The organism is Adhaeribacter terreus (assembly GCF_042657365.1).
Classification (GTDB): Bacteria; Bacteroidota; Bacteroidia; order Cytophagales; family Hymenobacteraceae; genus Adhaeribacter_A; species Adhaeribacter_A terreus.
The window spans coordinates 1-11,659 of the sequence record NZ_JBHSKT010000017.1; the positions used below are offsets into that span (position 1 = coordinate 1).

Here is an 11,659-nt window from a genome sequence, read left to right on the forward strand (position 1 = left end):
ATCTCTTCCGTTTTTCTTTCTTTTGATGGGTACTCACCGAGGTTTTGAATAGTTGGTCGAATAACTTTCTTAACCAAAGTGGGTACTTTTTTTATCCCGATAATTCACTTTTAAAACAGTTTCTAAGATTTTTAAAAGTTCATTGTATTTTAAATCTCCAAAATTATAATAAACAAAACAGGCTCTTTCAATATAAACTAAGTTTTCAGGATCAAATTTATATGCTTTAATTAAATGTTCCCGTGCTTCTTGTATTTCTCCGATTAGTTCATAGCAATTACCTTTTATATAAAATAGCCTCGCCATCAACTGTTTTGACGAATGTTTTGAATGCTTTAATATTTGCTCTTGTATGCCATTTAGTCTATATAATGCTGATTTAGCTTTTAAATATTTAATGTCTTGATAACATTCATTTAATTCTCTCTGGTATTCACCTTCAAGTAAATTAATAGTTTCTTTAAATGCTGAATGTAAGTAATCAATTAAATAATCAACCTTCTTGGATATATTAAAAATTTCCTCTTTGTGAAATTCTTCAATTTCTAAAAGCTTAAGTTCATCATCTGATTTAATTTTTCGATCAAAAATTTCAATAAAGGCCTCTAATTGTTCACTCGAGGGTTTGGTAAAGTTTGGAAATTTATCTAATTCTTTTTCAAGATTATTTTCGTCTATTTTATAACCTACTTTTTTAAATAATCTAAATTTAAGTAACTCCTCTAAAAAAGCTTGTGATCTTATAAAAGAATAACTTGATCTAGATTCTTGTAAATTATAAACTTTTTCATATTCCTCTTTTGACGAATTTATTACTTGGTATAGCCTTTGCTTAAAACTCTTATCATTTTTTAAGAATATATCTATGCCTTTACCAATTCCATAACTAGCTATAGATTCAACAATGAATGAAATCATAATTTTAAAGGGCTCTATTTTAAATTATTTATTATTTTACAATTATAACATTTAATACTTTATTTCAACCTTATCTTCAAACTAAAACGCTACCCTTTCCCACTCAAATACTCCCCTCTTCCCATTCAAACCCCAAACTTCCCATTTCCCTCAAATTTCCGTACCTTCGCAGCAGTTTCTATCTCAACCAGAACACTGCAATATGCAAGCTACCAAAATAGAACCGTATAAACCTGTAAATCACATCCGTATCGTTACGGCTGCCTCCCTTTTCGACGGCCACGATGCGAGTATCAATATTATGCGCCGCATCATTCAGGCCTCCGGCGCCGAAGTAATTCACCTGGGCCACAACCGTTCCGTGCAGGAGATCGTGGATTGCGCCATTCAGGAAGATGCCCAGGCAATTGCGCTTACCTCCTACCAGGGCGGCCACGTGGAGTACCTCAAGTATATGTTCGACCTGCTGAAGGAAAAACATTCCGGCCACATTAAGATCTTTGCCGGCGGCGGCGGCGTAATTCTGCCCACCGAAATTAAAGAGCTGGAAGGCTACGGCGTAACCCGCATTTATTCCCCGGACGACGGTCGGGCAATGGGCCTGCAAGGAATGATCAACGATATGTTGCAGCGCTGCGATTTCCCGACGGGCCAGAACCTGAACGGCGAAGTAAAGCACCTCAAAAACAAAGACGTTAAATCCATTGCCCGCTTAATTTCCGCCGCCGAAAACTTCCCCGAAGATTACGCCAAAATAAGAGAGCAAATTATCGGAAAACCAACAACCAACAACGAACAACCAACAACTCCGGTGCTGGGAATTACCGGAACCGGCGGCGCGGGTAAATCATCGCTGGTAGATGAACTGGTACGTCGTTTCCTCATCGATTTCCCTACCAAGACCATTGCCATTATTTCTGTAGATCCGAGCAAGCGCAAAACCGGCGGAGCCTTATTAGGTGACCGCATCCGGATGAATGCCATCTCGAACGAGCGCGTTTATATGCGTTCTTTGGCCACCCGCCAGAGCAACCTGGCTTTGAGCAAATACGTGCAGGACGCCGTAGACATCGTAAAAGCCGCCCACTTCGACCTCATCATCCTGGAAACGTCCGGCATTGGCCAATCCGATACCGAAATTATTGAGCATTCCGATGCCAGCCTTTACGTAATGACCCCGGAATACGGTGCCGCCACGCAGCTGGAAAAGATCGATATGCTCGATTTTGCCGACATCATCGCCCTGAACAAATTCGACAAGCGCGGCGCCCTCGATGCCATCCGCGACGTAAAGAAACAATACAAGCGCAACCACCAGCTCTGGGACGTTTCCGACGACGACATCCCGGTTTTCGGCACCATCGCTTCGCAGTTCAACGACCCGGGAATGAACCGTTTATACAAAGCTGTAATGGCCAAAATAAGCGACAAAACCGGCGTAACCTTCGAAACCCACCTGAGCACTTCCTCCGAAATGAGCGAGAAAGTGTACATCATTCCGCCAAGCCGCACCCGCTACTTATCAGAGATTTCGGAGAACAACCGCAACTACGATAAGTGGGTACGCGAGCAGGCCGAAATTGCGCAGAAACTGTACGGCCTTCGCAAGTCGGTAGAAACCATTTCCGGAATGGACGTAGAAGACAAAGACCGCCTGGTAAAACAGCTGGAATACGCCTACGAAGAAACCGCCCTGAAACTGGACGGCCAGAACAAAAAACTGCTGGAAAACTGGGAAGCGAAACGCAAGTCTTACAAAGATGAATTCTTCGTTTTCAAGGTCCGCGATAAGGAACTGAAAGTTGCCACCCACACCGAAAGTTTATCGCATTTACAGATCCCGAAAGTGGTAACGCCAAGCTACCAGGCCTGGGGCGATATTCTTAAATGGAGCCTGCAGGAAAACGTACCGGGCGAATTCCCATACACTGCCGGCGTGTTCCCGTTCAAGCGCGAAGGCGAAGACCCGACCCGGATGTTTGCCGGCGAAGGCGGACCGGAACGCACCAACCGTCGTTTCCACTACGTGTCTCTGGGGATGCCAGCCAAGCGTCTTTCCACGGCTTTCGATTCGGTAACGCTTTACGGCGAAGACCCGGATCACCGTCCCGATATTTACGGTAAAATTGGTAACTCCGGCGTGAGCGTTTGGAGCTTAGATGCGGCTAAAAAACTGTATTCCGGCTTTAACCTTGCCGATCCGAAAACCTCGGTTTCGATGACCATTAACGGTCCGGCGGCTATCTTAACGGCATTCTTTATGAACGCCGCCATCGATCAGCAGTGCGAACTTTACATTAAAGAGAACGGCCTGGAAGCGGAAGTAAACGCCAAGATCGAAGCCATTTACAAAGCCAAAAAACAGGCGCGCCCAACTTACCAGGGCGAACTTCCGGAAGGCAACGACGGCTTAGGCTTAATGCTTTTAGGCGTAACCGGCGACCAGGTTTTACCAGCCGATGTATACGCTTCTATTAAAGAGCGCACCCTGGCGTCCGTTCGCGGAACCGTGCAGGCCGACATCCTGAAAGAAGACCAGGCGCAGAATACCTGTATCTTCAGCACCGAATTCTCCCTGCGTTTAATGGGCGACGTGCAGCAGTATTTCATCGATCACAACGTCCGGAATTTCTATTCGGTATCTATTTCCGGTTACCACATTGCCGAAGCCGGCGCCAACCCTATTTCGCAGTTAGCGTTCACGCTGGCCAACGGTTTCACCTTCGTGGAATATTACGTGAGCCGCGGAATGGATATCAACGCGTTCGCACCAAACCTGAGCTTCTTCTTCTCTAACGGCATCGATCCGGAATACGCGGTAATTGGTCGCGTGGCGCGCCGAATTTGGGCGAAAGCAATGAAGCTGAAATACGGCGCCAATTCGCGTTCGCAAATGCTGAAGTACCACATCCAAACGTCCGGCCGTTCGCTGCACGCCCAGGAGATCGACTTCAACGACATCCGCACCACGCTGCAAGCCCTGTACGCCATCTACGACAACTGTAATTCCCTGCACACCAACGCCTACGACGAAGCGATCACCACGCCAACCGAAGGTTCCGTTCGCCGTGCCATGGCCATTCAGCTGATCATTAACCGCGAATTAGGCTTAGCCAAAAACGAAAACCCGCTGCAAGGCTCCTTCATAATCGAAGAACTTACCGACCTGGTAGAAGAAGCCGTATTAATGGAATTCGATAGAATTACCGAACGCGGCGGCGTGTTAGGTGCAATGGAAACAATGTACCAGCGCGGCAAGATCCAGGAAGAAAGCCTCTACTACGAAACCCTGAAACACACCGGCGAATACCCGATCATCGGCGTAAACACCTTCCTAAGCAGCCAGGGTTCTCCTACTATCATCCCTTCCGAAGTAATTCGCGCCACCGAAGAAGAAAAGCAGTTCCAGATCTCCGAAATGCAGAAACAGCACAAGCGGAACGAAGATAAAATTCCTGGTTTGTTGAAAGGCCTGCAGGAAAAAGCTATTCGGAACGAAAATATCTTCGATGAACTGATGGAAGTTGCTAAATATTGTACCTTAGGTCAGATTACGAATGCATTGTTCGAAGTTGGCGGCCAGTATCGTCGGAATATGTAAGCAAATCCGCCCTGATAAAAGGTCAGGAATTTTGAGTAAAAAAGGAAGCTGTACAGCTTCCTTTTTTGTTTTGGGGTGGTTTGAAAATGGTAGGGTTTTGAGGTGAAAAAGTCAAACCATTTATTCGGCCACAGCATTGCGTCATTCCGAGCGAAGTCGAGGAAACTTATGAGGCCGTATTGCCGAAATCACTCTTCCTCAATCACATCATTCAAAAACTTAAGCAACGGATTCCACTTTTTAATTAAAGCTTCCTTTTTACTTCGGCTCCAGTTCTTTAATTGCTTTTCTCTTTCTATGGCGTGTGTTGGCGAATCGAAACGTTCGTAGTAAAGCAAATTGTAGCAGTAATACCTTCCGGCAAACGTAGCTTTGTTTCCGCTGTTCTCAAAATGCTGCCGCATTCTGGTTCGCAAATCGTTTGTCACCCCGATGTAGAAAGTAGAGCGGGTATGATTCGTAGTAATGTAAACGAAGTAGTTGCAATTGAACATAATGCCGCAAAACCTAAAATGTGGCCTCATAAGTTCCCTCGGCGTAGCTCGGGATGACCAGAAAAATGGTAGGGTTTTAGTGTGAAAAAGTCAAAGTTTCAAGTGTCCAAAAATATTGCGTCATCCCGAACGAAGTTGAGGGAACTTATAAAGCCAGTATCTGAAAATAGCCCCATAAGTTTCCTCGGCTTCGCTCGGAATGACGCAAGGATGTAGGCATTGAATAAAAAAAATGGCCCGCCGTTGTTAGTGTTTTCACCAACAACCTAAACTTCAAACACCACCAAAAACGCTATACTTTTCGGGTATAAAACCCGGAGCACCAAGCGAAATAGATCAATACATTTCCAGAATTGTAACCTATACGAAGTTTTGCCCGGCCGTTTGACCGGGCGCCGTTGGAGATACATGCTTACAGATGAAAATCGCCGGCGGCTTCGGGTTGATAAATTACTTTCTCGATCACGTAGCTGATGGTGGTGCCGGTGGGCACTGGCAACTCTACCACATCGCCTTCTTTGCAGCCTAAAATGGCAATGCCCACGGGCGCTAAAATGGAAACTTTGCGTTCGTTAATGCTCACGTCCTGCGGGTAAACCAGCGTAATTTCAAACTCTTTTTTGCTTTTCAGTTCCCGCAGGCGCACTCTGGAATTCATGGTGACCACGCAATCCAGAATATCTTCCGATTTTACCTGGCGGGCGCGTTTCAGTTCAATTCCCAACTGGGTGGCATACTTGCTGTTACCATTGTTACCGCGCTGCAACTGCACAACTTCGTGCAGGCGTTGATGGTCTTTTTGTGTTACATATATATTGTTCATATTAATTAGGAATTAAGTTATGGCCTTTCGTTAAACTGTTGCTGTTCTGGTTGCCGTTCTGCCCGAAATAGATCTGCGCAAAGCTCTGGTTCCTGCCCTGCTCTACCCTTCTGAAAACTTTGTCCGGCGAAATATCCTTCAGGCTTGCAAATCCGCAGGCTTCCATTACCTCTATGGTTGCTTTTATGGTATTGCGGTGGAAGTTGGCTACGCGCACTTTTTTATCCGAAACATCGAGACCTTTGTACAAGCTTTTTTCCTGCGTGGCAATACCAACCGGACACTTTCCGGAATCGCATTGCAAAGCCTGAATACAACCGAGTGAGAACATAAAACCGCGCGCGCTGTAGCACATATCGGCACCTAAAGAAATGGTTTTTATGATGTCAATTCCAGTGATAATTTTTCCAGCCGCGATCAGTTTAATTTCTTTGCGCAAACCGTAGTATTGCAAACGGCTGTGCACAAAACTCAGCGCATCGTTCAGCGGCATACCCAGGCTATCGGTAAATTCCAGCGGAGCGGCACCGGTTCCGCCTTCAGCGCCGTCTATCGCAATGAAATCCGGGAACAGATTGTTGTGCTTCATCTCCAGACACAGTTGCTCAAATTCCTCTTTATTTCCCAGACACAACTTAATGCCAACCGGTTTTCCTTCCGAAAGCACCCGCAGTTTTTCAATGAAAAGCAACATGGTAAACTGATCGGAAAAAGCGCTGTGCGACGGCGGCGAAGCAACCGTGGTGTGCGGTTCCACTTTCCGAATGGCGGCAATTTCCGGGGTGTTTTTCGCGGCCGGCAGAATACCGCCGTGGCCCGGTTTGGCGCCCTGGCTCAGCTTGATCTCCACCATTTTAATGTTCGGGTGGGCCATCTGCTCTTTAAACAGCTTTTCGTCGAAATTTCCATCTTTGTTGCGGCAGCCGAAATAACCGGTACCAATTTGCCAGATTAAATCTCCGCCTTCCTGCAGATGAAACGGACTAATGCCGCCTTCGCCGGTGTTGTGGGCAAAGTTGTCGAGCTTCGCGCCGCCGTTTAAAGCCATCACCGCCGTTTTACTCAAAGAGCCATAACTCATAGCCGAAATGTTCAGAATACTGGCATTATACGGTTGCTTGCATCGACTACTACCCACGTTCACGCGCAGGTCTTCGAGTTTTAAATGCGCCGGAAACATGGCGTGCGCCAGCCATTCGTAACCAATTTCCTGGCTGTTGGTTTGCATGCCGAAAGGTACCGTTTGCTTTACGTTTTTGGCCCGCTGGTACACAATGCTTCGCTGCCGACGGCTGAACGGTTTGCCATCCAGATCAGACTCGAAAAAGTATTGCCGCATTTCCGGACGAATACTTTCGAAAAAGTAGCGGAGATAGCCTAAAAGCGGGTAATTACGGAGAATGGCGTGTTTTTTCTGAAACAGGTTCTGCACCAGAATTAAATTCAGCGGCACCAGTAAAACCAGCAGCCACAACAGCGCCGGGTTCGAAAACGAAAACGCGATAACCGCAGCATAGCCTGCCGCAAATGCCATTGCAAGCAATTGCCGAATGCTCATATTCATGACCATTTGAAAAAAGGAATTTTGAAAAAAATTAAGAAATTAAAGGTTCAGGCGCAGGCCTGAGATAAAGGAAAGGCGGTTTTGTTGGTCGGAATTGTGCGGTCCGACCTACTTGTTAAAGTCTTTTTGAGCCGTGAAAAACGGCAGGCAATAACCATTCAGCATATCGCTCTGCGATACGTGGTGCGACGAAGCTACGAAACCAGTAAGCTGGATTGCTTCTAAAGACCATATTTCCGTGAATGGGATCATAAATATAACTTGCTGCAAATATTGCTATTTTTAATCAAATCAAAAAGAATATTCGGTTTATTAAAAATGCTGTTGTTCCTGCTTCAAGGCTTTTTGTTGCCGCTTTTATCAGGAACGTTTTTGTTTTGATTTTAGTGCCTTAATTAACTTTTAGTTTTCTTTGCTGCGTTTATAAATTCTTACGGAAATAACCGGCTTTTGTGAGAAATAAGTTTTGAAAATCTTAACACTTTTTAAAGCTTACAGCATACCGTTTTTGCATCGCGAGAAAAAGAAGAATCTCTTCAAGTTTCATTAAATCAGCTTTTGACTTTTTGCACCTGCAAGCATACCATTTTACGGCAAAATATTATGAGCAGCAATTAGTGAAGTTTACAATTTCCTTTTATCAAGGAGAAAATAAACCTCGAAAAGCTGATCCAAAACACTGTTAACAACTGTTTCAGAAACTTAATCCGGCATTTTCAAACCTGATACCTTACTGTTTACCAGCGGCTTAATACTTTTCACCCAAAATTTCTATTCGTAACTTTATTTTAACACAACTATGGAAACATTTGGCCTGAACCAGCGTTATGCAAGTAACTATTACATTTTAAACTGCTCCGATGAGAAAATTTACTGCAATTTCGTCCTTGCTTGTGCTTGGCACCGTTGGTTTATTGGTTACTGCATGGCTTAATCCTGTAGATATTGAACTGAATTTCTCCGACGAAGAAACTTATCTTTATCTCTAAGCTTAATTGCTTCCTTAAAAATATAGAAAAGCAACCCGCTGTGGTTGCTTTTTTGCTTTCAAACCCTACCGTTTTCGGCTGATTCTGAGCTAAAAATTAGGCAATACCAAATTCAGCTTATACTTTTGCAGCGAACATTTGAGACACGACATTGAATACTCTAAAAGAAAAGATCAGCTACATCATCGGCCGCGACATGGCTGGCAACTTCAGCAAGCAAGGCATTGAAATAGAAGCAGATGCATTACTTGCCGGTTTGAAAGATGCTATGGGCGGAAAACCTTCGGCTTTAAGCGCTGAAGAAACGCAGCAAACCATGATGCAACTGCAGCAGGAAATGGAGCAGAAATTCCAGGAAAAAGCGGGTAAAGCCGGTGAAGCCAACAAAAAAGAAGGCCAAGAATTTTTAGCTGCCAATAAAAATAAAGCGGGTGTAATTACTTTACCGAGCGGCATGCAATACGAAGTGCTGAACGAAGGAACCGGTAAAACCCCGGGCCGTACCGATAACGTAACCACGCATTACAAAGGCACTTTAATAGACGGTACCGTTTTCGATAGTTCTTACGAGCGCGGCCAACCAGCTACTTTCCCGGTAAACGGCGTAATTGCTGGCTGGACCCAGGCTTTGATGATGATGAAAGAAGGTGCTAAATGGAGACTTTACATTCCTTCGGAATTGGCTTACGGTGCACAAGGCGCTGGCGCGGATATCGGACCGAATGCTACGTTGATCTTCGACGTTGAATTACTGAAAGTAAACTAATTTTATAGAACCCGCCCGTGCAATAGAATTTACGGGCGGGTTCTGTTTTCTTCTGCAAACAAATATGCAAGGCTGCAATAAAATTTTGCAATAGAGCCGCACCAGCATGTTCCCTTCCCTCCTATTTATTACCTGATCTTTCTTTCAGCTAAAATGCTGCCGGCTGAACCAGGCTGCACTTTTCCGGCAATAAACCATACCGTTTTGCGAAGGTTCAGCGCATTATTCTTCTTATATTTCCTAATTCGTTTACTGCTTATATTTGAATAAATTTCTACTGAATGGAAAGCAATCATAGCCACAGCCGTGTTTCTACGGCCGGTTTATTAATTTCATTGGGCATTATTTACGGCGATATTGGCACGTCACCGCTTTACGTAATGAAAGCGATCATGGGCGAAGCGCCAATAAACGAAACGCTGGTTTACGGCGGTATTTCCTGCGTTTTCTGGACCCTGACTTTGCAAACCACCGTAAAGTACGTGATCTTAACCTTACGGGCCGATAATAAAGGGGAAGGCGGTATTTTTTCGCTTTATACCCTGGTGCGCCGCAAAGCTAAATGGCTTACAATTCCGGCCATCATTGGCGGTTCGGCTTTATTAGCCGACGGTATTATTACCCCGCCCATTTCTGTTTCTTCGGCCATTGAAGGGTTGCGTATCATAAACCCTGATATCCCTACCGTGCCAATCGTGATTAGTATTCTGATCTTTCTGTTTCTGATGCAGCGTTTTGGCACCCAGACCGTAGGCAAAACTTTTGGGCCGGTTATGTTTATCTGGTTTTTTATGCTGGGTACGCTGGGTATAATAAATATTTTGCACCACCCGGAAATTCTGAAAGCGCTGAACCCGTATTATGGCTACGAGCTGCTGGTTAATTACCCGGGCGGATTCTGGTTACTGGGGGCCGTTTTCCTTTGTACCACAGGTGCCGAAGCGCTTTATTCCGACCTGGGCCACTGCGGAAAAGATAATATCCGGACCAGCTGGATGTTTGTAAAAATATGCCTGGTGCTTAATTATTTAGGGCAGGGCGCCTGGCTTACTTTGCATTACGGCGAAAAACTGCTCCAAAATCCGTTCTATGGTATTATGCCGGAATGGTTCCTGCTTATTGGGATAACGGTTGCTACCATTGCTGCCATTATTGCCAGCCAGGCTTTGATCACGGGTTCTTTCACCTTAATTTCTGAAGCGATCCGTTTGAATTTCTGGCCAAAAGTAAAGCTGAATTACCCTACTAATGTGAAAGGCCAGCTTTTTGTACCCAGTATAAATATTATGCTGCTTCTGGGTTGTATTGGCATTGTACTTTATTTTAAGGAATCGGAGAATATGGAAGCGGCTTACGGCCTTTCCATTACGGTAACCATGCTCATGACAACTATTTTACTTTGCTATTATCTCTATATCAAGAAGTTTTCCCGCATTTTAATTGGTTTATTTTTAGCAGTTTACCTGGGTATTGAGCTATCGTTTCTGGTGGCCAACCTAACCAAATTCCCGCACGGCGGCTGGGTTTCTCTGGCCCTGGGTATTTCGCTGATCTCGGTAATGTATATCTGGTTAAAAGCTTTTAACATTAAGCGGCGCCTTACCGAATATGTACGCTTAAGCACTTACCTGGATAACCTGAAAGCGCTAAGCGCCGACGAAACCGTTCCGAAATATTCTACGCACCTGGTTTTTTTAACCAGTTCTTCTAAAGCTAAAGAAATTGAATCGAAGATCATTTATTCTATCTTTCAGAAACGCCCGAAACGCGCCGATATTTACTGGTTTGTACACGTAGACTCCATGGATGAACCTTATACCATGGAGTACAAAGTACACCACATTGCCCAGAACGATGTGATCCGGATAAATTTCCGCTTAGGATTCCGGGTAGAGCAGCGGATCAACCTGTTTTTCCGGAAAGTGGTTGAAGACATGGTGAAAAACGGCGAGGTAGATATTACTTCCCGCTACGAATCGTTAGGCCGTCAGAATTTAACCGGCGATTTCCGGTTTGTTGTACTTGAGAAATTCCTTTCGTATGAAAATGATCTGCCTTTTAAAGAAAAGATCATCATGCAAACCTATTTCTGGATCAAGCAATTTACCAGTTCCGAAAGCAAATGGTTTGGCCTCGATACCAGCTCCGTAAAAGTTGAAAAAGTGCCGCTCGTAATTAATCCTGTCCAGAAAATCGACCTGGTTCGGATTTATTAGTAATCAGGTTATAATTGAAATTAACTAAAAAAGTGAAAGCCCAGCATTTATGCTGGGCTTTCACTTTTTTAGTTAAAATGCATACCGTTTTTAAATAAACCATTTTTAATTGCAAGTTTCTGAAGATCTGAATATTTTCAGGAGCAATTCTAACGCATAATTTAAGAAACTGTTTTAAAAGTGAATTAGCGGGATAAAAAAAGTACCCACTTTGGTTAAGAAAGTTATTCGACCAACTATTCAAAACCTCGGTGAGTACCCATCAAAAGAAAGAAAAACGGAAGAGAT

The 11,659-nt window shown here is 44.4% G+C and carries 8 protein-coding genes; 3 read left to right on the forward strand and 5 right to left on the reverse strand.

The features are described from left to right. Nucleotides 1–69: 69 nt before the first annotated feature. Nucleotides 70–918 (reverse strand): tetratricopeptide repeat protein, encoded by an 849-nt coding sequence (locus ACFPIB_RS17330; RefSeq protein WP_378018739.1) that lies wholly within the window; start codon nt 916–918, stop codon nt 70–72. A gap of 202 nt (nt 919–1,120) precedes the next feature. On the opposite strand from ACFPIB_RS17330, the gene ACFPIB_RS17335 reads away from it, so the two are divergent. Then, on the forward strand, nt 1,121–4,519 hold the full coding sequence (locus ACFPIB_RS17335) for a methylmalonyl-CoA mutase family protein (RefSeq protein ID WP_378018740.1): 3,399 nt from the start codon (nt 1,121–1,123) through the stop codon (nt 4,517–4,519). 188 nt (nt 4,520–4,707) lie between these two features. Here the strand turns inward: ACFPIB_RS17335 and ACFPIB_RS17340 are convergent, their stop codons facing one another. The 4 genes from ACFPIB_RS17340 to ACFPIB_RS17355 all read right to left on the reverse strand — a co-directional run bounded on the left by ACFPIB_RS17340 (nt 4,708) and on the right by ACFPIB_RS17355 (nt 7,652). Further along, complete coding sequence (locus ACFPIB_RS17340) at nt 4,708–5,043, reverse strand: GIY-YIG nuclease family protein (RefSeq protein WP_378018741.1); 336 nt, start codon at nt 5,041–5,043, stop codon at nt 4,708–4,710. A 382-nt stretch (nt 5,044–5,425) separates the two neighbouring features. After that, complete coding sequence (gene rnk, locus ACFPIB_RS17345; RefSeq protein WP_378018742.1) at nt 5,426–5,836, reverse strand: nucleoside diphosphate kinase regulator; 411 nt, start codon at nt 5,834–5,836, stop codon at nt 5,426–5,428. Nucleotide 5,837: 1 nt separating this feature from the next. After that, on the reverse strand, nt 5,838–7,394 hold the full coding sequence (locus tag ACFPIB_RS17350) for an FMN-binding glutamate synthase family protein (RefSeq protein ID WP_378018743.1): 1,557 nt from the start codon (nt 7,392–7,394) through the stop codon (nt 5,838–5,840). 114 nt (nt 7,395–7,508) lie between these two features. Further along, entirely contained in the window at nt 7,509–7,652 is a 144-nt protein-coding gene (locus tag ACFPIB_RS17355; RefSeq protein WP_378018744.1) for a hypothetical protein, read from the reverse strand. A gap of 888 nt (nt 7,653–8,540) precedes the next feature. Between ACFPIB_RS17355 and ACFPIB_RS17360 the strand changes: the two genes are divergently transcribed. Further along, nucleotides 8,541–9,155, forward strand: a complete 615-nt coding sequence (locus ACFPIB_RS17360; RefSeq protein WP_378018745.1) for an FKBP-type peptidyl-prolyl cis-trans isomerase — start codon at nt 8,541–8,543, stop codon at nt 9,153–9,155. A gap of 281 nt (nt 9,156–9,436) precedes the next feature. Next, nucleotides 9,437–11,371: a KUP/HAK/KT family potassium transporter gene (locus ACFPIB_RS17365; RefSeq protein WP_378018746.1), complete on the forward strand. Its 1,935-nt coding sequence runs from the start codon at nt 9,437–9,439 to the stop codon at nt 11,369–11,371. Nucleotides 11,372–11,659 lie beyond the last annotated feature (288 nt).

Excerpts from the sequence above, each read along its gene's own strand:
- ACFPIB_RS17330 (WP_378018739.1), bottom strand. The coding sequence starts at position 918 with ATGATTTCATTCATTGTTGAATCTATAGCTAGTTATGGAATTGGTAAA.
- ACFPIB_RS17335 (WP_378018740.1), top strand. The coding sequence starts at position 1,121 with ATGCAAGCTACCAAAATAGAACCGTATAAACCTGTAAATCACATCCGT.
- ACFPIB_RS17340 (WP_378018741.1), bottom strand. The coding sequence starts at position 5,043 with ATGAGGCCACATTTTAGGTTTTGCGGCATTATGTTCAATTGCAACTAC.
- rnk (WP_378018742.1), bottom strand. The coding sequence starts at position 5,836 with ATGAACAATATATATGTAACACAAAAAGACCATCAACGCCTGCACGAA.
- ACFPIB_RS17350 (WP_378018743.1), bottom strand. The coding sequence starts at position 7,394 with ATGAGCATTCGGCAATTGCTTGCAATGGCATTTGCGGCAGGCTATGCT.
- ACFPIB_RS17355 (WP_378018744.1), bottom strand. The coding sequence starts at position 7,652 with ATGATCCCATTCACGGAAATATGGTCTTTAGAAGCAATCCAGCTTACT.
- ACFPIB_RS17365 (WP_378018746.1), top strand. The coding sequence starts at position 9,437 with ATGGAAAGCAATCATAGCCACAGCCGTGTTTCTACGGCCGGTTTATTA.